Origin of the sequence: Tissierella sp. (assembly GCF_032104385.1) — a bacterium.
GTDB lineage: Bacteria > Bacillota > Clostridia > Tissierellales > Tissierellaceae > Tissierella.
The window spans coordinates 16,255-41,393 of sequence record NZ_DAMCHJ010000012.1 but is presented as its reverse complement, the minus strand read 5'-3'; the positions used below and the strand labels follow the sequence as shown (position 1 = coordinate 41,393).

Genomic DNA, 25,139 nt, shown 5'->3' with positions numbered 1-25,139 from the left:
GACATGATAAAAGGATGGAGCGAGTTATGAATATTCAAGAAGATTATGCAGTACAGATGAGAGGCATTACAAAAAGATTTGGTTCATTCACTGCATTAGCTCATGTCGATATAAATATAAAGAAAGGCACCATTCACTCCATATTGGGAGAGAATGGTGCTGGCAAAACTACTTTAATGAACATACTTTATGGGCTATGTAAAGCTGATGAAGGGGAAATTTTTCTTAATGGGAAAAAGGTAGATATTAAAAATCCTAATGTAGCCATAGAAAATGGAATAGGAATGGTTCACCAACATTTTATGTTAGTGGAAAATTTCACCATAGCTCAAAATATAATTCTAGGAAAAGAAGAGACTAAGGGTTTAGGAGTTATAGATATAGACAAGGCTAATAAAAAGATATTGGAAATTATAGAAAAATATGGGCTAGAAGTAGAACCAAATGAATTGATAGAAGATGTATCAGTAGGGATGCAGCAAAAGGTTGAAATAATTAAGGCACTATATAGAGGGGCAGATATTTTAATATTGGACGAACCTACAGCGGTACTTACTCCTCAAGAAATTGTTGAACTTCTTAATATCATGAATAAATTAATTGAGGATGGGAAGACCATCATAATTATTACCCATAAGCTTAAGGAGATCAAGCAATCTGCAGAAGAGTGCACTATACTTCGTAGAGGAAAATATATTGATACTGTAAATGTGGCAGATGTCAATGAAGAGGAATTAGCTAATAAGATGGTTGGTCGCTCAGTTAACTTGGTGGCAGATAAATCTCCTGCTCAAGTAGGCGATGTTATATTTGAGATTAAGAACCTTTTTGTGAAAAATGAAAAGGGGCTTTATGCTGTAAAGGATTTATCTTTGGAAATACGAAAAGGCGAGATAATGGGTATTGCAGGTATTGATGGAAATGGACAAAAAGAACTAGTAGAGGCTATTACAAATTTAAAACTTGCAGAAAAAGGACAGATAATTATTAATGGTGTAGAAATACAAAATACTTCTCCAAATAATGTTATCAAAAATAGAGTAGCAACAATTCATGAGGACAGACAGAAGGTAGGATTGGTACTGGATTTCACAGTTGCTGAAAACATCATACTCGAGAATTTTAAGAGTCCTAAATATTCTAAGAATGGGATTATACTAAAGGATAAAATAATTAATAAAGCTAAGGAGTTAATAAATAAATTCGATATTAGACCTAGCGATAGTGAAGAACTAGCTGTTAAAGGTTTATCAGGAGGAAATCAACAAAAGGTTATTATAGCCCGTGAAGTGGAAAATAATCCAGATTTGTTAATTGCCGTACAACCTACTAGAGGATTAGATGTGGGAGCAATAGAATTTATACATAAGACTCTAATTGAAGAAAGAGATAAAGGCAAGGCAATTTTATTGATTTCATATGAATTAGATGAAGTTATGAATCTATCAGATACCTTGGCAGTTATATACGATGGGGACATCGTTAACACCTTTAAGCAAGGTACTATAGATGAAAATACCATTGGTTTATTAATGGCAGGAGGGAAAGTCAGTGAACAAAATATCTAAAATATTAAAACATCAGTTTACATTTATAATGATTGCTATTTTCATTGGCTTTATAGTGGCAGCCATGGTATTGGGAATTTCAGGATATAATCCTTTAGAGGTATATAGTATATTATTTAAAGGAATGTTCTCTAAACCTAGATATATAATGAATATTATTATAAAAGCCTCCCCTATTATATTAACTGGTATTAGCGTTGCCTTTGCCTTAAGGGTTGGATTATTTAATATAGGTGTCGAAGGGCAATATATTGTAGGTACAATTGTTGCAACTGTAGTAGGGATTATATTTGATTTTCCTTCCTTTATTCAATTTCCCCTAATACTTATAGGTGGAACCTTAGCAGGGGGATTATATGGTGCTATAGCTGGATATCTAAAAGCTAAAGGTGGCATACATGAAGTAATCACTGGTATTATGTTTAATTGGATTGCGTTTTATGCAGGGAATTATATTGTATCCCTTGAAAGATTTCATGATCCAGGAACAACAACAACTTATCTTATAAATGCTTCTGGACTAGATCCCATCTATAATTGGAAAATGTCTAGTGTAGGGCAAGAGATTCTTCAACAGAGTGCTTTTCTAAGGGAAGTCCTTGGAAGAACTAGTGCAAATATAGGGATTATTATAGCCATTATTGTGGCTTTATTAATTACTTTTATATTAAAAAAGACTACTAAAGGATATGAATTAAGGGCTGTTGGTCTGAATAAATATGCATCAGAGGCATCAGGCATTAACGTACAAAAAAATACTATGGAAACTTTACTTATTGCAGGGGCTATTGCAGGTTTAGCTGGAGCTTTGTCTATTACAGGAGTATACCAAAGACTATATGAACTTATGGCTCTTGAGAATTATGGATTTAACGGACTTTCAGTGGCATTGATGGCTGGTGGATCTCCTATAGGATGTATTTTTGCAGGACTGTTATTTGCAGGATTAACCTATGGAGGAGGTACTATTCAGTTGGAAATTGGTGCACCTTCTGAAATTATAGATATTTTAATTGGTACTATTGTATTTTGCATGGCCTTAGTGACAATTATTCCCCTATTAATTAACAAAATTAGTCAAAGAGGAGGCAACAAACAATGTTAGATAAGTTATTACTGCTAATTAGTAATACAATAATGTATTCCACTCCTCTAGCCTTTGGAGCATTAGGGGGGCTAATGAGTGAACGAAGTGGAGTAATCAATATTGGTCTTGAAGGTATGATGACAATAGGAGCGGCAACGGGAGTTAGTATAGCTTACATAACTGGAAATCCTTGGATAGGATTTTTATGTGCAGGTATTGCAGGAGGATTGATTGCTTTATTGCATGCTATTGCTTCCATATCTTTAAGAGCTGACCAAAGTGTATCAGGGATCGCTATTAACTTATTAGGTTCTGGTGCTTCCCTTTTTCTAGTAAGGATAATATTTGGATCATTAAATACTCCGCCTGTACCTAAGAAATTACCTAAATTATTTAGTGATAGTAGTATATTAGGAGCATTTAGTAGATTGAATTTTGAGGTAACCGCTGTAATAGCTTTGTTGATAATGCTGCTTACTTGGTTCATATTTGCGAAAACTAAATGGGGTCTTAGAATTAGCTCTGTAGGGGAACACCCTATAGTTGCTGATAGTCTTGGGTTAAATGTATATAAGATTAGATATATTTGTGTAATTATTTCAGGGTTTCTAGCAGGGCTTGGTGGTGCTTCTATGACTCTATCTGTTCTATCTAACTTTGTACCTACAGCTATTAGTGGACATGGATTTATTGCATTAACAGCTGTTATATTTGGTAAATGGAAACCTTTAAGTGTTTACCTATCCTGTTTATTCTTTGGGTTGGCTCAAGCAATTGTTATTCAATTAGGAGGCGGAGCTATGCTATCTAGTCAAATTGTAGCCATGTTGCCTTATGTACTTACTATTATTGTACTAGTACTATTTGTTGGTCGTTCTGTAGGACCTAAAGCCAGCGGAGTTCCATATGAAAAAGGTAAATAATATTTATTTAAGAGATATTTATATATATAAAGAAGAACGGAGGATCAATATTGAAATATAATGAACTAATTAAAGAAGCCTTTATAGCAAGAAAATCTTCCTATGCACCATTCTCTCACTTTCATGTAGGAGCGGCATTATTGACAGTTGATGGAAAGGTATATAGGGGATGTAATATTGAAAGTGCTGCTCATACACCTAGTTGCTGTGCAGAAAGAACTGCTTTTTTTAAAGCTATTTCCAGTAATGAAAGAGATTTTAAGGCTATAGCTATTGTAGCAGCTGCAGCAGATACTCCTCAAGATCAATATGAGTATTGTGCACCATGTGGAGTCTGCAGACAAGTAATGGCAGAATTTTGTGACTTAGATGAGTTTGAAGTTATTTTAGCTAAAAATGAGGAGGAATACAAGATTTATTCTCTTAATGAACTACTTCCTCTAAGCTTTACTGGTAAAGATTTGGAGTAGTAACAGGTTTTATAGATAAAAAAGGTAAAGGGTGTTGGTTAATATATTTACCAATACCTTTTTTAAATAAGGTGGCAAGATAATGAATATGTATGACATAATATTAAAAAAGAGAAACGGACAGATTTTAAGTATTCCAGTTAGGTTTACAATCTAATATATCTAAACATTGTTAATCACAATAAGCTAATTAATTTAATATATATATAGATTTAAACTCTGTGATATGTTATAATTGTTAAAAATTTGAAAAATAGCTTATTTAATTTAAAGATGTAATGAAAATATAAATTCAAATAAACAACAATTGTATTATATAAAGTTTTAAATAAAATATATTCTATGAATTATAATGATATTGGATAGGGTTTAATATGTAACACTTCTGTGCTCAAAACCCTAGATAAATATTTACATATTTTTAGAATTATAAAATGTTAGATAAGGAGAGAGAATGGAAAATAAAAAACAGTTATCAGTTAGTATGCTAATTTTTCTGTATATGGTAATTTTAATACTTCCTTTTTTGGTTTATAGTGATAATATAATTTTTAGTTTTTTAGAGCAACCTTTGTTAATTTTCATTCCAACAATTCTTATTTCAAGAATTTATATAAAAAAAACTGGGACAACTATAAAGGAATTTTATAGATTGAGAAAAGTCAGCACTAAAAATATGTTGCTTATAACAATTATTGTATTTTTACTTCCCTTAATAACCAATGTTGTAGCAGATATATCCTGTTTGTTTTTTAATAGTGATTTACAAGACGATATTATTTTTAAACCTGAGATGTATAATGGTTTGGCTTGGGCTACTGGAGTATTCTTCTATAATATATTTTTTACATCTATATTTCCAGCAATATGCGAAGAAACGCTTTTCAGAGGGAGTATACTTCGCTTCTCAGAGGTATTTGGTTGGAAAAGTTATATTATAATTTTACTAAATGCTTTATTGTTTGGTATATTCCATCAAAATATGGAACAATTATTTTATACATTTTTACTAGGAATTATTTTTACAAATATAGTTTTAGTTACAGGTTCTATTTTAGCAGGTATATATGTTCATTTTGCATATAATTTTATTATTGATCTGTCCAGTGTTTTTGATTTAAATAAACACAGGTTAATATCCCAGGTGGCTAGGGTAATTGATAGTATGAATCATATTATATATTCCATAATTGCTGTCATATTGATATTTATAATAATAAAATATATGGATAGAGGCAATAGGGAATAAATTAGTTGCAAGATAAAATTAATTTTTAAAAGTTAATACGGATAAATCTATGATATGATACTTCCAAAGTAGACAGTCTAATTAATTTTAAATTAGATTATTTACTAAGGGGTATTTTTTTATAGGAATTTTATAGTATATATCAATGAAATGATAATTACTGAAGAAACAAGAAAAAGCAATATTACTTTGGTAAACTGTAAAAATTAGAAGAAGATAATATTATATTTTGTTGACAAAAGCACTACTGTGTATTACAATGCAGTCGCTGCTAAACAATGTAAAGTAGGTGAAGAGATGATATCTAGTCAACTTTTAAAAGGAGCTCTGGATTCCTGTATTTTAAAAATAGTTTCTTGTAAAGAAACTTATGGGTATTTGATAGTTCAAAAATTAAATGATTTAGGTTTAGAGATTCAAGAAGGTACAGTTTATCCAATACTTTTAAGACTTGAGAAAAAGAGATTTTTAAAATCTGAAAGAAGAGCTTTAGATATAGATCCTGTTAGAAAGTATTTAAGTATTACAGATGAGGGTTTAAAGGAGATTGAAAGGTTTAAAGATGAGTGGTCTATTTTAGAAAATATAGTAGACAAGATTATGGACATTGAGGTGTAAAGTATATATGAATAAAAATCAATTTAAAAAAGAAATAGTAAAACAACTGGAAGATGATTTTGCAAATTTAGAAGGAATATATTGGGATACATTAATTAATGGAGTTACTTATATAAATAGTCTAGGGATTGCAGGAAAGAATAAAACTATGATATTAGGAGATATTATAGAAATTTTAAATGATGCACAGAATAATGATAAAGACCCAAAAGAAGTTTTATCAGGAGATATTTATACTTTTATTGATATGGCTAAGGATTCTTTAGGAGAGACTACCTTTATTAGTAGATTTTTAAATTTAGCTTTAAACACTTTAACTGTTTTTACTGTAATATTTATTTTAAATGGTATTATGAGTGTTTTAGGATTAGGGAAGTTTCCTAAAATAGAATCGGGAATGATTTCATTAAAGGTAGAAAGCTTTATAAATCCAATAATAATAATTTTAGATATAGGTTTATTAAAGTCTAGATATATTAAAGCTAAAATTAAATATAAAAAAATTATATATTTAATTTTAGTAATTATTACTACTTTAATTTTATCTTTAATAATATCCAGTGTTTTAGAATATTTTGGTTTTTTAGAAGATTGTATTGAAGTATCTATATTAAACTATATTTTAATTGTAGCTGGAAGTGTTATATTGACTTATAGGTTAAATAAATATATGAATGAAAAAAATTAATAAAAAGGCCCTAAATAATATAAATACTTAAAACCTTTAAAAGAATGCATATTATAATTTGAGATCATCCTATAAAAGTTCAAAGGAAGTGATAAGTAAAACCTGGTAGTAGCTAGAAGAAATAGCGACTACCAGGTTTTATATTGTTCAATAGAAAAATATATGATATTTTTTAGAGTCAATTTAATATTAGAAATATAGTTAAAAATATTAGAAGTTTTTAATTATTGGAGCAGGAAAACTATTTTTTGGAGTTGATATTGATAATCATTATCAATATAATTATCTTTAGACTTAGGTTATTAATTAAATTTAGTTTTTTATTTAAAAAATAGCATATAAAATAGGCAATTTGCTTTATAGGAGGGGATAAATGGAAAGATAATTTACTTATATGGTTACATGTTAATGAATTACAGGTTATCTTGTAAAATACACCATATCAACTTATAAAAATATTTAATAAATAGAAAGGATGGATTTGAATGAAAAAACATAAAAAAGGTATATTAATATTTTTATGCCTTGTTGTTATTGGAAGTCTTGTAGCTTGTCAAAGCAAGAAGGTATCTAATAAAGACATAGGTGAAAATAAAGAAACAGAGTCTAATTTAAAGAAGGATGAATTAATTGTCTCTATGGGAGAAAGGATACCTCATGAATTTGACCCAAAACAAAGATGGGGAATGTATAATGAGGCACATATTATACATAGCACATTACTTATGAAAACTGCTGATTTAGATATAGTCGGAGATTTAGCTAAAGATTATAGTATTTCAGAGGATGGAAAGATATGGAGCTTTGATCTTCATGATAATTTTAAGTTCTCTAATGGAGAGTTAGTAACTGCAGAAGATGTTAAATTTTCCTATGATATGTTAAAAGAATATGGTCAGCACTGGGATTTAGGGTTTATTGATAAAATAGAAATTCCTGAAGAAAACAAAGTGGAAATATATTTAAATGAGCCACGCTCTACGTTTTGGGCACAACTTACAGAAGTTCCCATAGTACCTAAGAACCACTATAACGACAATTACTCTCAAAACCCTATAGGTTCAGGGCCATATATGGTGACACAATACGATAAAGATGAGCAAGCTATTTTTGAGGTTAATCCGTACTGGCATGGAGAAGAACCATATTTTAAAAAGTGGACTTGGGTTTGTTTAGATGAAAACACTGCTCTTGCTGCAGCTAAGGCAGGGAAAGTAGACATTATATATGCTATTCCTGAATTTGCTGATGAAGAGCTACCAGGTTGGAAACTATTCGAGTTTGAATCCAATGACGTTAGAGGATTATCTTTACCTTATGTTAAGCCTGGTAAAATCGAATCACCAGATGGATATCCTGTAGGGAATGAAGTTACAAGTGATCCAATTATAAGAAAAGCATTGAATATAGGTCTTAATAGACAAGAGATTGTAGATACTGTTCTAAATGGACATGGAAAGCCAGCTTATTCAGTTATAGATGGGATGCCATGGTGGAATCCAGAAACAGCTATTGAAGATGGGAGAGTTGAGGAGGCTAAAAAGTTACTGGATGAAGCAGGATGGAAAGAAGGAAAAGATAAAATACGTGAAAGAGATGGTATTAGATCAGAATTTGAATTATATTATCCTACAAATGATAAGTTAAGAACCAATGTGGCTATTGCAGCTTCAGAACAGGCTAAGAATTTGGGAATAGATATTAAATTAGTTGGAAGTAATTGGGATGAGATGGTGACAAAATCTCATGAAGTGGCTCTTTTATATGCTGGTGGAAGACATCACCCAAATCAATTCTATGAGTCTCATAGTCCAGAAAGAGCGGGCTATGGTTGGGCTAATATAACTTTTTATGATAATCCTAAGGTTATGGAATATATGAATAAAGCCATGACTGCTACAGATCTAGATGAAGCAAATAAATATTGGAAATTAGCTCAATGGGATGGGGAGGCTGGTGCTAGTACATTGGGAGATATACCAAATTGTTGGTTAGTTAGGTTTAACCATACTTACTTAGGAGATAAAAGATTAAATGTTGGGAACCAACCTATACACAGTCATGGACATGATTGGTCTTTGCTTCACAATATATATGAGTGGACTTGGGAAGAGGACTAAAGGTAGATTTTAAGGTGTCATATATATTATATGGCACCTTTCTAAAATAATAGTTAGGAGGAATAAATTTGGAAAAACGAAGTTTGTTTATTTTTCATAAATTGTTAAGAGGTCTTACGCTTCTTTTAGGTCTTTCTATATTGACTTTTGTTTTAATGAAAAGTTCGCCCATTGATCCAGTAATGGCTAGTGTTGATTATGATACGTCTATGACTCCGGAACAATATGCAGCTATTGAAGAGTATTGGGGACTTAATAAACCTCCAATTAGTCAATATTTTTCTTGGCTGAAAAGTATTCTTTCTGGAAATATGGGGATTTCTAGAGTACATAAAAGACTGGTTATAGAAGTTATAAAAGAAAAGGCATTGGCCTCAGCAGCATTAATGGGAGTATCTTGGGTCCTTTCAGGAATTATAGGGATAGCCCTAGGTACTATAGCTGCTTTTAACAGAGGGAAGTTATCAGATAGGATAATAAAATGGTTTGCGTATTTACAAGCTTCTGTTCCGACATTTTGGATTGGTTTAATATTTCTATTGATTTTTTCTGTAAAATTGAGATGGTTTCCTATAGGGATTTCCGCTCCTATAGGTGTTATTAAAAGTGAAGTTACCATATGGGAGAAGATACATCACCTTATATTGCCAGCCCTTACATTGAGCGTTTTAGGAACTGCAAATGTAGTATTGCATACTAGAGAAAAAATGATAGATGTACTAAATGACGAATATGTACTTTTTGCTAAAGCAAGAGGAGAGAGTGACTTTCAAATATTTAAAAATCATGCTCTTAGAAATGCAATAGTACCAGCTATAACTATTCATTTTGCATCCTTTGGAGAATTATTTGGAGGTTCTATATTAGCTGAACAAGTCTTTTCTTATCCTGGATTAGGTTCTACATTGACAGAAGCAGGATTAAAAAGTGATATGCCTTTACTATTAGGGATTATAATGATTAGTGCTGTTTTTGTTTTCTTTGGCAATATGATTGGAGATATTATAAACTCAAGGATAAATCCATATTTGAAACAGGAGGGACAGCAGGCATGAAATTAAACTCAAGAAAAAAACTAGTATTCTCTATAATATTATCTATATTAATAATTTCTATTATCATAATCTTAGGATTTTCTTTAGGTGAAGATAAATTAATGACCAATAGTAGAAAAAAAAGTTTGTCGCCAAATAGTGAACATATTTTTGGCACTGATTGGTTAGGAAGAGATATGTTTACAAGGACTATCAAAGGTTTAAGATTTTCTATGTTAGTAGGATTTTCAGGAGCTTTAATAGGAGCTATATTTGCTATTACTTTAGGAGTTATTGCTGCTACATGTGGAAGAAAGATAGATTCTATAATACTGTGGCTTATAGATATGTTTATAGGTATGCCACATATGATATTTATGATTTTAATATCATTTGCTGTAGGAAAAGGTGCAAAAGGAGTTATAGTGGCAGTAGCATTAACACATTGGCCTACATTGGCTAGATTAGTTAGAAATGAAGTAAACAATATTAAAAATTTAGACTATATAAAGATATCCCAAAACTTTGGGAAAAGTAAAATGTCTATTGTTAGAAATCATATTTTACCGGCTATAATTCCTCAAGTTATGATAGGATTTTTATTACTATTCCCTCATGCTATATTACATGAGGCTTCCATGACTTTTCTAGGATTTGGTTTATCTGCGCAAACTCCATCTATAGGAGTAATTTTATCTGAAGCTGTAAAGCATATATCAATTGGAGATTGGTGGCTTGCTGTATATCCAGGTTTATTACTTGTTATATTAGTAAAAAGTTTTGATAATATTGGAGAATCATTGAGTACACTATTAACTCCCCAAACGAGTCATATATAGGAGGTAAATATGAGTGAAAACATATTAAAAGTTAAAGATTTATGTATTTCCTTTAGTCAATATACGAAGGGAATAAATATACAAAAGATAACTCCAGTAGAATCTTTAAATATTGAGATTAATAAAGGAGAAATATTAGCAGTAGTTGGGGCTAGTGGTTCTGGTAAAAGTTTGCTTGCCCATGCCATTATGGGTATTCTTCCTAGAAATGCAACAATAGAGGGAGAGATGTATTATAAAGGGAGGAAAATGTCTTTAGGATTAATAGAGAAATTAAGAGGTAAGGAGATTGCCTTTATTCCACAATCTATAAACTATTTAGATCCACTTATGAAGGTTAAAGATCAAGTTAGAATAGGATTACCTAAAGAAAAAGCTAAAAATATTCAAGAAGATTTATTTCAAAGCTATGGTTTGGAAAAAGCTCATGGAGATCTATATCCTTTTCAATTATCTGGGGGAATGCTTAGGCGTGTTTTATTTGCAACCAGTGTAAGGGAAGGGGTGCAGCTTGTTATAGCTGATGAACCGACTCCTGGCATACATCCTGAAGTTTTAGATACTATACTTTTACAACTTAGGAAATTTGCAGACAGTGGTATGGCTGTTATGCTAATTACCCATGATATTATTTCTGCTCTTAAAATATGTGATTATGTAACAATATTTAAAGACGGAGAAAATATAGAAACATCTTCGGCAGAAGCTTTTGAAGGGGATGGTAGTAAACTAAAAACCGAATATGCAAGACTGTTGTGGAGATCATTACCTGAAAATGAATTTATAGATATGGGGGAGTTTAATGTCACTAGAATGTAAAAAGTTAGGTTTTTATTATGAGAAGAATAAATGGATATTTAGAAATGTAAATTTAACTATTAATTCAGGAGAAGTAGTGGGTATATCTGGATATAGCGGATGTGGCAAAACAACTTTTGCTAAAGTATTAGCAAATTATGTACAGCCCTGTGAAGGGGAAATACTAATTGATGGGGAAAAAAAACAAAATAAGGGTTTTCAAAAAGTACAGTTAATACTGCAACATCCTGAAAAAGCTATGAACCCAAAATGGAAGATGGAAAGAATTATAAATGAAAGCTATAGTCCAGATAAGGAGTTATTAGATAATTTTGGAATAAAACATGAATGGATGAATAGATGGCCTATTGAACTATCAGGTGGAGAATTACAAAGGTTTTCTATAGTTCGTTCATTAAATGTTAATACTAAGTATATTATTGCAGATGAAATGACTACTATGCTAGATGGAATTACTCAAGCAAAAATTTGGAATAAATTATTACAGATATGTAAAAAAAGAGATATAGGTATAGTTGTAGTTAGTCATGAAAAAAATATATTAAATAAAATATGTGATAGTATTTATTATATGGACGAGTTAAATAAGGATAAAAATAATATTAATTGTTGTCATGAAGTTTAGACTATCTAAAAATAATTATTTAAGAGATAGATATGTAGTTAAGATTTTAAAGAATCTACAAATTTAATAAATAATAAATAAAAACCTTATAATAGCTAAAAAAATAGCTTTTATAAGGTTTTATAATAAATACTATATTGTTTTTTAATATTCTTCTCTAAGGGTAAGTTCTTCTCTAACTTTAAATCCAAAGCCATCTTGACGGATTCTCTTTATAGTCTCCTTTACAAATTTATCTGCATCTTCAATAGCTTCCTCAGCTACCATTATACCTTTTTTAGATATTTCACCTTTACCTAACATTTCAGCACCTATGATCAGTGGTATTGCTGTAAGTGGAGCCATGTTTCCAGCTACTCTTCCTATATAAGATATGTCTTTACCATCTTTTTTTCCATGGAGTTCAGTAGCTGCACATGCAGTAACTCCTTTTAAAAATTCTTTAAGTTCTTCTTTTGTCATGACTGGCTGACTTGCCTTTTGTGCTAATAATACAGCTAGTGCAAAGTCACGAGGTGATACAGGATTGCCATTGATATCAAGTTTGTGATCAGATGTAAGACCTGCTAAGCTAAGATCTCTAAAGCCTTCGTATGCTGAGAATGGCTCAAGACTAAATCTTATGGATACGTTTTGAATTTCTGGTGAGTATCTGGGGAATGTAAATACTTCAGGATGGCCTATTCTAGTAACTTTACGAACACCATAAGGTTCTCCAAAGTCAAAATCCCATTCTTCACGGAATGAAGGTTCGTTAAATTTTTCTCCATCTTTAATATATGGCGCGTTGTGTATACATTCTAACATATGACCAAGCACTGCAGGACCACCTGGTTCTTTCTCATCACATGCAAAATAGAATATAGCTTCCTTTAGTGAATCAAAATAACGTTGTTCTGCACTACATGCCAGTACTGATAAAAATCCTGGGCTTGCTCCAAGACCCATTATCATACTAAGTCCTTTTTCTTCAGCTTTCTTAGGTAAGTCTGATTCAAATATCTTGTTGAATGCTTCGATATCGTCACAGAAGTCAATATAGTGTTTGCCAGCCTTTATTGTAGTGTCTATAATCTTATATGCAAGAATATGGTAAGGACCTGTACAGTTAGCAACTACGTCACAATCCTTTATAAGTTCGTATAATGCTTCTTCGTCAGAAACATCAACTTCTGCAGCTTTAATTATTGGTGAATTTAGCTCTTCTACAATTTTCTTGTTTTTTTCAAGATTACGAGATGAAATAACTACCTCGTCGAAAATGCTACCATGATTGATTAAATCTCTAATTCCATAAAGTGCTTGAGAACCTGCTCCACCTAATACAACCAGTTTCATAATAATCCTCCTTAAATAGTTTTGACATATTTTTATAACACCTTATTGTTAATATTATATCACCAGCAATTGGAAAAGTCTAACTCTTAAGAGATATCATGGAGTAATTTTTTTGCCATATTTAGTGTATTCTATTTCCTGTAAAAAGTTAAAAAATAAGCTTATAGTTATCATAAAGCAAATAGATATAATTTATTATAGTCTAAACACTATAGATAATATCTATTAGACTATATCTATTGATAAATATATAATGATGTTTGTTGGAATTTGTTGGAATTTGCTAGAATTTATTAGGAGGGTTAAATTTGGTCAAAAAAAGGAATTTAATGGGACTTGCTGTGATTTTGATTTTATCATTTTTACTTTCAGGATGTGGTGGAAATATTAACAGTCAAAATGATGCTAGTAGTAGAAGTGAAAAAGAAAAGGTTACAAATTCTGAAGGAAAGCAAGTTGTAAAGATAGGGTGTATGAGGATTACAGAAACTATAATTGATATAATTACAGAGGAGATGGCTGATTCAGAGTATGAAATTGAGAAAGTTATGTTTGATGGAACGTCAAATATACCAGCAACAGCATTAAATGACGGAAGTATAGATGGTTTTGTGGTTAATCATTTACAATGGGTAGAAGTATTTAATGAGAAGAATGGTTCAAATCTAAAAATGGTAGAACCATATGTTTATTATTTTAAAAATGGAGTTTATTCATCAAAATATGATTCAATAGATGAGTTACCAGATGGAGCGCAGGTTGCTATACCAGCAGATCCAAATAATATGGATCGTAGTCTAAGGCTGCTTCAAAGAATGGGACTTATAAAAATTGATGAAGAAAAAAAGCTATGTAATATAGTTGATATTATAGAAAATCCAAAAAATATAGAGTTAATAGAAACAGAAATAACAGCAACGGTTAAAAGTTTATATGATGTAGATATGATTATATCGGGAGCAAATGCTATGAGGTTAGCAGGAGAGGATTTTAACAATAGTTTATTTGATGATCCTGTAGATAAAGAATTTCCTATAAGCTTGACAGTTAGGGAAGAAACAGAAAATCAGGATTGGGTAAAGGTCTTTATGGAAGCTACTCAAACTGAAAGCTTCAAGAATAAGTTTAATGAACATTATAAGGGAACTTTTATTTTATTTGATAATTAAAGAGGATAATTATGAGAGAAATTTATTTGAATAAACTAAATACTAGAGAGTTATCGGAAGGTATAGAAAATAATACTATCAACAAGGTTATATTGCCCTTTGGGAGTTGTGAATCACATGGAAAACATTTACCTATGGGAACAGATATTTTTATTCCTATAGAAATGGCCGAAAGAATTGCAAGAGAATGTGAAGGTACTATAATAGCACCTCCAGTACCTTTTGGAACATCAATTAATTACAATCAATATCCTATGTCAATAAACCTAAGATATGAAACTACAATTAAATTGACGGAAGATATATTGACCAGTTTAATTAAATATGGATTAAAAAATATACTAATTTTAAATGGTCACGATGCTAATATACCTGCTCTTGAAATAGCAGCCAAGAATGTTAAGAATGAAAATAAAGAAGCTACTATACTAATAGTTCCAGGATGGTGGTATTACTCAAGAACTATTCTAAAAGATAATTATTCAACCTGGGATGGAAAAGGTCATGCTGGAGAAGCTGAAACGTCATTAATGATGGCAATAGATGAGAAATTAGTAGATTTAGATAGAGCTTGTTGTCAGGTTCATAATGATGTAAATGAGTTAACACAGCATGGAGTTATGGTAATTTGGGATATAAGTGAAGTCACCAAAACAGGAACTACTGGAGATTCAAAAAGTGCTACTTTAGAAAAAGGACAGCTCTTGTTAAATGAATTTACAGAATATCTCATTAGTTTAGTTAAAAAGTTAGATAATATGGATTGGAAATATGACTATAAATAGTAGTCATATTTCTAATGTTAGGTGGTGAATAAATTGATTAGTATTAGAGAGCTGGAAAAATCATATGGCTGCATAAAGGTTTTAAAGGGAGTGAATATAGATATTCCAGCAGGATCAAAATATGGGCTTATAGGAAGAAGTGGAACAGGAAAGTCTACTTTGTTAAGGTGTATAAATGGATTAGAATCATATAGTGGAGGTTCATTAAAAGTAGATAATGTTGAAATAAAAGATTTAAATAAGTCTGAGCTAATGGAACTTAGAAAAAACATAGGAATGATATTTCAACATTTTTCCTTATTAAATAGGTTAGATGTATATGAAAATATCGCACTTCCATTAAGATGTTGGAAGTATAATAACAACTATATTGATAGAAAAGTTAAAGAGTTACTTGAGTTAATTGGAATACCGGAAAAGATTCATTCTAGACCAAGAGAATTATCAGGTGGACAAAAACAAAGAGTTGCTGTTGGAAGGGCATTAACCCTAAATCCTAAGATATTATTATGTGATGAGGCTACATCTGCATTGGATCCTAAGACAGCTCAATCAACAATTGAATTATTAGATGATATAAATAGAGAGATGGGAATAACACTTGTAGTTGTTACACATCAAATGTCAGTTCTTAGAAGTATTTGTGAGGAAATATCTATACTAGAAGATGGTGTAGTTGCAGTTCAAGGAAATGTAAATGAAATTTTCAGAGAAAGACCAAAAGCACTTGAAAATCTAATGGGCAGTACAGAAGTAGTACTTCCTGATAAAGGAATTACAGTAGAAATCTTTTTCACAGAAGAGAATGGTAGAAAGCCCATAATTAGTAAGATTTCCAGAGAACTAAATATAGATTGCTTAATAGTTAGTGGAGATATGGAGATGTTTAGTGGAAATCAGTTAGGTTCTCTTATAATAAATATTCCAGAAGAAAGTTATGCAGATGTTGGAAACTATTTAAATAATGAAGGTTTTATATGGAAGAGATTAAAGTAGGAGAGGTGATATTACATGTTAGATGCGGGCTTTTGGCAAGATTGGTGGAAGTTTTTCAGAAAAATTATAGCACCATCAGTATTTGCTACACTTAGGATGGTAGGAGCAACAGTATTATTTGGTATGTTATTTGGATTTGGACTTTCTATTTTACTTACCATGTATTCACCAACAGGTTTAAATCCTAAAAAGAAAGTTTATAAGTTTTTAGACTTTATAGTAAATACAGTAAGGTCTTTTCCTATACTTATATTAATAGTAGCAGTATCACCCTTAACTAGAAAAATCGTAGGAACTACAGTGGGTGAAAAAGCTGTTATTTTACCTTTGACATTAGCAGCTACATGCTTTATAGGAAGAGCTTTGGAGAATACATATAAATGTGTAGATCCACAACTAATTGAAGCTGCAAAATCATTTGGTGCTTCAGATTTACAGGTGGTTTTCAGAGTAATAGTTAAGGAGTCTATACCAGGCATAGTATCTATAGCAACAATGTCAACTATAAACTATATTGCAGGAAGTACTATTGCTGGAGCAGTTGGTGGTGGAGGTATAGGTGCTATTGCGCTAAATTATGGTTATCAAAGCTTTAATAATTCGGTCCTATATACATCAGTTTTTATATTGTTTTTAATGGTACAAGTTACACAGACAATAGGAAACTGGTTATATAAAAAAAGCTTATAAAAAAGGAGGAGTAAAATGAAAAGGAAATTTAAATTAAGAGGATTTATGCTTATAATGTTGTCATTAGCATTAATATTGACTTCATGTGGCACAGAAAAGGAAGATTCTGCACCAGTAAAATCTGAGGTAAACCCAGGAACAGAAACAGAAGAGGTAAAAGGAACTCCCGTAAAAGTTCAAATAGGCTGTATGTCAATAACAGAACCTATAATTACATTTTTATCAGAAGGGTTAAAGGATAAAGGGTTTGAAATAGAAGCTGTTGTATTTGATGGAAATCATCTTCCAGCCACAGCCTTAAGAGATGGAAATGTAGATGGGGTAATATTGAATCATTTAGTTTGGTTAAATACTTTTAATAAGGAAAATGAATCAGATTTAGTAATGCCAGAACCTTATATGTATTATTTTAGAAATGCATTATATTCATCAAAATATGACAGTACAGAAGCAATACCAGAAGGAGCAACTATAGCAGTTCCAGGAGATCCAGCAAACTTAGACAGAAGCTTGAGAATTCTTGAAGAATTAGGCTTCTTAAAATTGGGAGAAAAAACTAAAGAATTTTATAGTCTAGTAGATGTTGAAGAAAATATTAAAGATGTGACTATTCTTGAAACAGAAATAACAGCAACGGCAAGAAGTTTTAAAGATGTAGATGCAATTATATGTGGTGCAAATGCTATGAGAGATGCAGGATATGATCAAACAGATTTTTTATTTGAAGATAAATCTAACGAAGATTATCCATTAGGATTAATTGTAAGAAGTGAAGATAAAAATGAAGATTGGGTTAAGGCCGTTCTTGAATATCAAAGACAAGAAGAATTTAAAGAGAAATTTAATAACCGTTATGATTTTACCTATGTTCTATTTGAATAGACTGAGAGGAGATATAATTGGATAATATAAAATTAAACATATTAAAATTACATGCATATTTAGATTTGAACAGAGAGGTTGTAGGTGTAAAGTTTTTATTTGATGAAGAGGAGTTTATAGAATCAAAAGGAAGAGCACTTACAAATAAGATGGCATATTGTACAATGGTCAGAAATGGAATGAGAGGGGAGTGTATAAAGGCAAAATTAGAAAATTTTGCTTGTCTTTCTGCAGCCAAAGCTGTAGGATTACTAGAAACAACTCATGAAGATGACTCTGGCAAAGGTAGAGTTAAAATAGGAACTTATAAAGACTTATGTATAGGCAGAAGCGTAAGCAAAGATATGGTCTATTGTAAACATAGAATATATGGCATAAATATAATGCCATTAAAGGAATTTGAAGTAGAGCCAGACGTTGTGATTATAGTTACAGAACCATATAATATGATGCGTATTACTCAAGGATATGCATATTACAATGGACAAGCTAAGAATATCAAATTAGCTGGAATGCAAGCTATATGTCAGGAGTGTACATCATATCCATTTGAAACTAATGATATAAATGTATCTATGTTATGTGCAGGAACTAGACTTTTAGCTCAGTGGGAAAACAGTGAACTAGGGGTAGGAATGCCATATCATATGTTTAATGAAATAGTTAATGGTATAGAAATGACTATTAATCCAATAGAAAGAAATAAAAATAAAGCTAAAATTCAGGCAAGAATAATAGAAAATGGTTTAGAAGAATATGTTCAAATTATATATAATAAGAATTATGATGATGGGCTTTATGGCGGAATTTAATATTGAAATGATAATGATTTTACAGAATAAATTATAATATTTAAGGGATTTCTCATATGAGAAATCCCTTAAATATTATAATAGTTTCTATTAAGTGCTTTAATTAATAGTTAAAGTTGTTAAAATTATAAAAAACACTTTACAAATAGTGTACTACAATATATAATACACATAATACACGTGGTACACTAGAAAGGAGGGTTATTATGTTTAATATAAATATTATGAGTGATAAACCCATATATGAACAAATTATAGATAGCATAAAAGAATTATCTTTAAAGAATATACTTAAACCAGATGACAAGCTACCTTCCGTAAGGCAGATGGCTAGTATGCTCTCTGTCAATCCTAATACTGTTAGCAAAGCTTATCAAGAACTGGAAAGACAGAAGATAATCTATACTGTTCGGGGGAGGGGAACTTTTATGAGTGCTTATAGTGAGGGACCTGTTGATTATGAAAGATTAGAAAAAGCTTTAGAGGGGCTTAGAGATATATGTATAGAGTTGGTACACTTAGGATATGACAAAAATAAAATTTATGAAGAGATAGATAAAATACAATTAGGTATAGAAGGAGGGATAAAATGATAGAAGTAATAGGTGTAAATAAGGTTTTTAATGGCTTTAAAGCCTTAGATGATGTTAATATAAGTATAAAAAAAGGTACAATACATGGAATAATAGGAGAAAATGGAGCTGGTAAAACTACTTTACTACAGATGTTATCAGGAGTATATCAAGTAGAGGAAGGTAAGATACTTATAGATGGTGAGGAGGTTTATGATAATAGAAAAGTTAAAGAAAAAATAGGATATGTAGCAGATAGAAACCAATATTTTAAAGATTACAAGATAAAAGAATTATTAGATTTTTACTCAGGAATATATAAAGATTTTTCAGCAGATGATTTTTATAATTACAATGAAATTTTTAATTTAAAATTAGATAAAAAAATAAGGCAATTATCAAAAGGTATGCAAATGAGATTAGCCTTAATGTTAAATTTATCTATAAATCCTGAAGTTTTAATATTAGATGAACCAACTTCTGGATTAGATGCTATTATAAAAAAGGATTTATTAGATATTCTAATAAATCAAGTACATGAAAAAGAAAATACAGTAGTTATAAGCTCCCATCATATTGGAGAGCTGGAGAAAATATGTGATGAAGTAACAATACTTCATAAAGGGAAGGTTAAATATCAATCTAATATAGATGAAATAAAAGAAAGTGTTAAAAAGCTGCAGGTCATATTTAAAAAAGACGTGGAAAAAGAACTTGAAAAAATAGATAGTATTATAAATATTGAAAAAATAGGAAGTGTATATTATTTAATTATTGATAATTATGGTGAAGAAATATTATCAGATTTAAATAACTTAGGGGCAGAACTTATTGAAAGTGTAGGAATTTCTTTAGAGGAGATATTTATATATACAAATAAAAAAATAGATAGGAGTGAAATATGTGAATAGATCAATATTAAAACATGAGACTAGATCTATGAAATGGATATCATTGTTATCTGTTATAATTAGTTTTTTTATTATACTAATGTTTAGTATAAATTTAAATACTAGATATGAGAGGATGATTTTTGACGGTATATCTAGAAATGAAACTCTAATTAAAGATGCAATGGAAAGAATTGCACCTATGGTATTAGTATTATTTACAGTTATTGCAATAATACAAGTATTTATGCAATTTCAATCAGAAAAAGGTCAAGAAATAGGTAGGTTTCTAAAATCCTTGCCAATAAAGAGGGAAGAATTTTTTAAAGTCAAGATATTACTTGGATTAGTAAATATAACATTGGGGTTTATAGTTTTAATAATAGGTTTAATAGTTGTAAGAAAAAGCAATATGTTTTGGATAAAAGATATATATAAAATAAGTTTAATATCAGAACCTTTTATAGAAATAGATAGTGTAGGTACTATTCTAAAGGAAATGGGGATAATCTATTTTGTAGTTATTAGCTTTTATACATTTCTATTTATGATTCAATATACTTTTACACATACTGTTGGTGGCATAGTAACTGGAATATTAATATGGTTAGCACCGTTATTTCTACTATGGGCTACGATATTAACGCTAGGAAGATTTAATATTATTTCTATATACGGGTCTGAGTTATTAAATAAAATATTGGAAAAGGCTAATTGGCTATTACCTTGGGCATATCCTATAGATTATGGCTCTATAGATTTAATTATAGATAATACAGGCAGAAGTATAGTAAGGAAAAATATTATAGAAAACCTACCATTGAAATATCTAGTGAGTATGATTTTAAGTTCCTTAAATGTAACCATAGCCTATAAATTTGCAAAGAATTCAAAAATAGAAGATGAAAATAGAATAATAATATTTAAGATATTTAGGCAAGTATTTAAGTTTGGAGTTACTATATGTAGTGGATTATTAGTATCTATGATTTTTAACAGATTTTTGATGATTGAAATAAATAATATATTGTTCTTGATTATAATTTTGGTATCAGCCTATATAGGCTATTTTATAAGCAATAAAATAACTGAAGTAGGAAATAGATAGGAGGGATAATTATGAAAAAATTAATAGGGTTAATTGGATGCTCTTTAATTTTAACTAGCTGTTCAGGAATAGTAAATACAGAGGATAATTTTAATAATAGAGTAAGAATAGTGAAAGCCCATTCCCTTAGTGATAATCAAGAGCAGGTATATGTAGAAGAAAATATTAAAAATGTTATAGATGAGATAAATCATTTAGGAGAAAAATATAAAGATGTTCTAAAGAACGATAATTTTGATTTACTATATATAAATATATATGATAATTATCCAAGAGATTCTTATAATACAAGATTTGATAATAATATGTCTAGATATCATGAAGATTATTTCAATGATTTAATTCAGATTATAGATAAGAGTATAGCTCGTGGATTAAAAGCTTATGTAAAGGAAATGTCAAATAAAAGATTAGAACCAAATACTTTACTTTCAAAGAAAATAGGGAGAGCAATTGTAACAGTTTCAACAGTAGACAATATAAATTATAAAGATAATCGTATAGCTGTTGAACTAAATATTCTAGATATTAAAGATAATAATTATAGAAAAATTTTTAATAAAATTTCCGAGGATAATTACATTTTAGATAATGTAATTAAGGGAGAAGAACTGGATTTAATAAATTTTGTAAACAGCAGTGGATATATAGGAAACTATAGAACTGATAATCCTAGTATTAGATATAATTTGTTTTTAAAGAGCAAAGAGATAGAAAAAGTAAATATACTTATAAAAAAAGATAAAGATAGTGAATTAGATGTAATAGATATAAAAGTTTATCTAAACTTGCTTTCTAGTCTGAACTTAAATAAAGAGGAAATAATATTATTATTAGAAGAATATAGGGATATTTTTGAAGAAAAGGTTAATAGTAAAAAAATATCTACAGAAAAATATAATATTATTATTGAAGGCAATAAAGGAAATAAATATTTAGGAGAAAGTAAGCAGTTTATTTATTTTTCTATTGAAAAAAAATAAAACACTTTACTTTAACAAGACAATGCTGTATAATGGTAGAAATATTTAAAATTATATCCTAAGCTTTGAATAGGACGAGTAAATCTTTTAAGGTCATTAGAGAGAGAAGTTCACCGGCTGAAAGACTTCTTGGATACACTAGATTGAAAACCACCTATGAGCTCAATCTTGAACAATAGTAGAGATATGCGTTTGCTGCGTTAAAGCTATTTACTTAATTTGTTTTTAGGTGGAAACGAGAATAAAAAACTCGTCCTATTTTGGACGAGTTTTTTTGTATATATTTTTATAATAGATATAGGAGGAGTTAGAATTGAAAGAAATAATTGTAGCAAAATTTGGAGGAAGTTCCTTAGCTGATAGTACTCAATTTATCAAGGTAAAAGACATAATCAAAGCAGACTCTAGAAGAAGATATATAATACCATCAGCACCAGGGAAAAGAAACAGCAAGGATCATAAAATAACGGATTTATTGTATATGTGCCATCAACTTGCATCCCATGGATTAAACTTTGAAGAGGTATATTCAATTATTGAAAAACGATATAAAGGGATATGTGATGAATTAAATTTAAGTTTAAATATTGATGAAATTTTAACTGAAATAAAAGAAAAAATTAAAAATGGTGCCTCTAGAGATTATTCTGCTAGTAGAGGAGAGTATTTAAATGGTATTATACTTTCAAATTATTTGGGGTTTGAATTTATAGATGCTGCAGAGTTAATTGTATTTGATAATAAAGGTTACTTTGCTCCAGAAGATACACAGAAAAAAATCGAATCAAAACTAACAAAGGTTTCTCATGGTGTTATTCCTGGATTTTATGGGGCTAAAGAAAATGGTGAGATAGTAAGTTTTTCTCGAGGAGGTTCCGATATAACAGGAGCTATTATTGCCAATGGAGTAAAAGGAAAGCTTTATGAAAACTGGACAGATGTATCTGGATTTTTAATGGCAGATCCTAGAATTGTAAAAAATCCTAAACCTATTGAAATCATTAATTATAAGGAACTTAGAGAACTTTCATATATGGGAGCTCCTGTCCTTCATGAGGAGGCCATTTTTCCAGTGAAAAATGCAGGGATACCTATAAATATTAAGAATACAAATATTCCGGAAGAACCTGGAACTATGATTGTAAACGATTATATTCCAGCTAGTTTAGGAAATATAACAGGCATTTCAGGAAAAAAGGACTTTACTGTTATATCTATAGAAAAAACTCTAATGAATTCAGAAACAGGTATATTAAGAAAGCTGATTTCTGTATTTGAAACTAATGATATTTCAATTGAACATGTACCAACAGGCATAGACTCAATATCGGTAATAGTTTCAAATTCGGAACTTAATTCAAAAATGGACAAGGTAATTGAAGAAATACGTATATATTGTAATCCAGACTCAATATCTTGTTATCCTAATATGGCATTAATTGCAGTGGTAGGAAGAGGGATGATAAAAGCTAAAGGTGTATCTGCTAAGGTATTTACTGCTTTGGGAAATAGTGGAGTCAATGTTAGAATGATCTCTCAGGGTTCATCTGAATTAAATATAATTATAGGAATTGAAAATGAAGATTTTGATTTAGCTATGAGGGCTATATATGAGGCTTTTGAAAATGAAGGTTTAATAGGAGTTGATTAAATGATAAACATTGGATTACTTGGACTTGGGACAGTTGGTTCAGGAGTAGTAGAGATATTAAATAAAAGAAAAGATGAGCTTAAATCTATTCTAGGATCAGAATTATTTATCAAGAGGATTTTAGTAAAAAACATTAATAAGAAAAGGAATATTTCACTAGGAAAAAGCTTGATTACGTTAGAATTTGAGGAAATTTTAGAAGACCCTGATATTAGTATAATTATTGAAGCTACTGGTGATTTAGAAGAATCTTATAACTATATAAAGAAATCATTAAATGCAGGAAAAGATGTAGTGACAGCCAATAAAGCAGTAGTATCTAAATATTTTGAAGAACTAACAAATATAGCAAATAGAAACAATTGTGCTTTTTTATATGAAGCAAGTGTAGGCGGAGGAATACCTATATTAAAACCTTTAAAGGAAGTGGTGGCAACCAATGAAATTACCCAAATACAAGGGATATTAAATGGAACATGTAATTATATTTTAACTAGAATGTTTGATGAAAGATTAGCTTATGAAGAAGCATTAAAAATAGCTCAAGAACTTGGTTATGCTGAATTAGATCCAACAGCTGATATAGAAGGATATGATACATTACGGAAACTTAGAATATTAGGAACTATTGCTTTAAAAGGAAAGATTTCAGAGGAAGATATTTTAGTGAGGGGTATAAAAGGTATTATCCCTTTTGATATTGAACAAATAAAGAACTTAGGATATACAGTAAAATTGATTGCAGAAATTAAATCTACAGGAGATAAATTTACTGCAATGGTTCAGCCTACCATTATAAAAAAGAATTCCTATTTTGGTAATGTAAAGATGGCATTTAATTCTGTAGCTTTTATTGGAAACAATGTTGGAGAGTTAAAATTTTATGGTTCGGGAGCAGGAAAACTTCCTACTGCAAATGCAGTATTATCTGATGTATTAGATATAGTGAAAAGTTCTTATAGAAAGGGGAATCCATTAGGGACAAGAAAACTTAAAAATATTAACGAAAAGATAAAAGAACCATATTATTTGAGAGTTTCTTCAGAAGATAAGGAGAAATTCACCATTTTACAGGATATAGCAGATAAAATCTTATCTACAACAGATAATATTGCAATCATTACTAGAGAAGTATCTATACAGAATATTCTAGATTTAATTGCATCCCTAGGGATTGATGATGACGAGTATTTTTTAGGAAGAATGATTAAGTGAGGGATGAT

The 25,139-nt window shown here is 30.1% G+C and carries 25 protein-coding genes; 24 read left to right on the top strand and 1 reads right to left on the bottom strand.

The features are described 5' to 3' along the window. The first annotated feature begins 26 nt into the window (after window positions 1-26). The 12 genes from RT714_RS11960 (at window position 27) to RT714_RS11905 (ending at window position 12,040) form a co-directional block, all read left to right on the top strand. Window positions 27-1,568: an ABC transporter ATP-binding protein gene (locus RT714_RS11960; protein WP_313757887.1), complete on the top strand. Its 1,542-nt coding sequence runs from the start codon at window positions 27-29 to the stop codon at window positions 1,566-1,568. Continuing rightward, window positions 1,552-2,673, top strand: coding sequence for an ABC transporter permease (locus RT714_RS11955; RefSeq protein WP_313757886.1), 1,122 nt, complete (start codon window positions 1,552-1,554; stop codon window positions 2,671-2,673). Before RT714_RS11960 ends, RT714_RS11955 begins: the two co-directional genes overlap by 17 nt. Then, complete coding sequence (locus RT714_RS11950; protein ID WP_313757885.1) at window positions 2,667-3,578, top strand: ABC transporter permease; 912 nt, start codon at window positions 2,667-2,669, stop codon at window positions 3,576-3,578. Before RT714_RS11955 ends, RT714_RS11950 begins: the two co-directional genes overlap by 7 nt. A gap of 50 nt (window positions 3,579-3,628) precedes the next feature. After that, window positions 3,629-4,048, top strand: coding sequence for a cytidine deaminase (cdd, locus tag RT714_RS11945; protein ID WP_313757884.1), 420 nt, complete (start codon window positions 3,629-3,631; stop codon window positions 4,046-4,048). A gap of 454 nt (window positions 4,049-4,502) precedes the next feature. Beyond that, window positions 4,503-5,297 (top strand): type II CAAX endopeptidase family protein, encoded by a 795-nt coding sequence (locus tag RT714_RS11940; RefSeq protein WP_313757883.1) that lies wholly within the window; start codon window positions 4,503-4,505, stop codon window positions 5,295-5,297. A gap of 249 nt (window positions 5,298-5,546) precedes the next feature. Continuing rightward, window positions 5,547-5,915: a PadR family transcriptional regulator gene (locus RT714_RS11935; protein ID WP_313757882.1), complete on the top strand. Its 369-nt coding sequence runs from the start codon at window positions 5,547-5,549 to the stop codon at window positions 5,913-5,915. A 7-nt stretch (window positions 5,916-5,922) separates the two neighbouring features. Next, the gene (locus RT714_RS11930) at window positions 5,923-6,603 is read left to right on the top strand and encodes a hypothetical protein (protein WP_313757881.1); all 681 of its coding nucleotides are present in this window, start codon (window positions 5,923-5,925) and stop codon (window positions 6,601-6,603) included. Between the two features lie 485 nt (window positions 6,604-7,088). Next, a complete protein-coding gene (locus tag RT714_RS11925; RefSeq protein ID WP_313757880.1) occupies window positions 7,089-8,723 on the top strand; it encodes an ABC transporter substrate-binding protein in 1,635 nt (544 codons plus the stop codon). 68 nt (window positions 8,724-8,791) lie between these two features. Next, complete coding sequence (locus RT714_RS11920; protein WP_313757879.1) at window positions 8,792-9,778, top strand: ABC transporter permease; 987 nt, start codon at window positions 8,792-8,794, stop codon at window positions 9,776-9,778. Further along, window positions 9,775-10,596: an ABC transporter permease gene (locus RT714_RS11915; protein WP_313757878.1), complete on the top strand. Its 822-nt coding sequence runs from the start codon at window positions 9,775-9,777 to the stop codon at window positions 10,594-10,596. The genes RT714_RS11920 and RT714_RS11915 overlap by 4 nt, the downstream gene beginning before the upstream one ends. 9 nt (window positions 10,597-10,605) lie before the next feature. Continuing rightward, complete coding sequence (locus RT714_RS11910) at window positions 10,606-11,415, top strand: ATP-binding cassette domain-containing protein (RefSeq protein WP_313757876.1); 810 nt, start codon at window positions 10,606-10,608, stop codon at window positions 11,413-11,415. Further along, complete coding sequence (locus RT714_RS11905) at window positions 11,399-12,040, top strand: ATP-binding cassette domain-containing protein (RefSeq protein ID WP_313757874.1); 642 nt, start codon at window positions 11,399-11,401, stop codon at window positions 12,038-12,040. Before RT714_RS11910 ends, RT714_RS11905 begins: the two co-directional genes overlap by 17 nt. Window positions 12,041-12,184: 144 nt before the next feature. Here RT714_RS11905 and RT714_RS11900 read toward each other — a convergent pair whose 3' ends face one another. Beyond that, the gene (locus RT714_RS11900) at window positions 12,185-13,378 is read right to left on the bottom strand and encodes a saccharopine dehydrogenase NADP-binding domain-containing protein (protein ID WP_313757873.1); all 1,194 of its coding nucleotides are present in this window, start codon (window positions 13,376-13,378) and stop codon (window positions 12,185-12,187) included. Between the two features lie 308 nt (window positions 13,379-13,686). Here RT714_RS11900 and RT714_RS11895 point away from each other — a divergent pair, with 308 nt between their 5' ends. From RT714_RS11895 to RT714_RS11840, 12 genes are all read left to right on the top strand, one after another. Beyond that, window positions 13,687-14,547 carry a MetQ/NlpA family ABC transporter substrate-binding protein gene (locus RT714_RS11895; RefSeq protein ID WP_313757871.1) on the top strand — a complete coding sequence of 287 codons (861 nt, stop codon included), beginning with the start codon at window positions 13,687-13,689 and terminating at the stop codon, window positions 14,545-14,547. A gap of 11 nt (window positions 14,548-14,558) precedes the next feature. Next, entirely contained in the window at window positions 14,559-15,332 is a 774-nt protein-coding gene (locus tag RT714_RS11890; protein ID WP_313757869.1) for a creatininase family protein, read from the top strand. Between the two features lie 24 nt (window positions 15,333-15,356). Beyond that, the gene (locus RT714_RS11885; RefSeq protein WP_313757868.1) at window positions 15,357-16,328 is read left to right on the top strand and encodes a methionine ABC transporter ATP-binding protein; all 972 of its coding nucleotides are present in this window, start codon (window positions 15,357-15,359) and stop codon (window positions 16,326-16,328) included. Between the two features lie 15 nt (window positions 16,329-16,343). Then, the gene (locus RT714_RS11880; RefSeq protein WP_313757867.1) at window positions 16,344-17,018 is read left to right on the top strand and encodes an ABC transporter permease subunit; all 675 of its coding nucleotides are present in this window, start codon (window positions 16,344-16,346) and stop codon (window positions 17,016-17,018) included. Window positions 17,019-17,033: 15 nt separating this feature from the next. Next, window positions 17,034-17,900: a MetQ/NlpA family ABC transporter substrate-binding protein gene (locus RT714_RS11875; protein ID WP_313757866.1), complete on the top strand. Its 867-nt coding sequence runs from the start codon at window positions 17,034-17,036 to the stop codon at window positions 17,898-17,900. A gap of 17 nt (window positions 17,901-17,917) precedes the next feature. Then, window positions 17,918-18,712, top strand: a complete 795-nt coding sequence (locus RT714_RS11870) for a DUF169 domain-containing protein (RefSeq protein WP_313757864.1) — start codon at window positions 17,918-17,920, stop codon at window positions 18,710-18,712. Between the two features lie 206 nt (window positions 18,713-18,918). After that, window positions 18,919-19,305 (top strand): GntR family transcriptional regulator, encoded by a 387-nt coding sequence (locus tag RT714_RS11865; RefSeq protein ID WP_313757862.1) that lies wholly within the window; start codon window positions 18,919-18,921, stop codon window positions 19,303-19,305. Beyond that, window positions 19,302-20,195: an ABC transporter ATP-binding protein gene (locus tag RT714_RS11860; RefSeq protein WP_313757860.1), complete on the top strand. Its 894-nt coding sequence runs from the start codon at window positions 19,302-19,304 to the stop codon at window positions 20,193-20,195. The genes RT714_RS11865 and RT714_RS11860 overlap by 4 nt, the downstream gene beginning before the upstream one ends. Continuing rightward, complete coding sequence (locus RT714_RS11855) at window positions 20,188-21,282, top strand: hypothetical protein (RefSeq protein WP_313757859.1); 1,095 nt, start codon at window positions 20,188-20,190, stop codon at window positions 21,280-21,282. Before RT714_RS11860 ends, RT714_RS11855 begins: the two co-directional genes overlap by 8 nt. 11 nt (window positions 21,283-21,293) lie before the next feature. Further along, window positions 21,294-22,265, top strand: coding sequence for a hypothetical protein (locus RT714_RS11850; protein ID WP_313757858.1), 972 nt, complete (start codon window positions 21,294-21,296; stop codon window positions 22,263-22,265). A gap of 322 nt (window positions 22,266-22,587) precedes the next feature. Continuing rightward, window positions 22,588-23,916: an aspartate kinase gene (locus tag RT714_RS11845; RefSeq protein WP_313757991.1), complete on the top strand. Its 1,329-nt coding sequence runs from the start codon at window positions 22,588-22,590 to the stop codon at window positions 23,914-23,916. Then, the gene (locus RT714_RS11840) at window positions 23,917-25,131 is read left to right on the top strand and encodes a homoserine dehydrogenase (protein WP_313757857.1); all 1,215 of its coding nucleotides are present in this window, start codon (window positions 23,917-23,919) and stop codon (window positions 25,129-25,131) included. Window positions 25,132-25,139 lie beyond the last annotated feature (8 nt).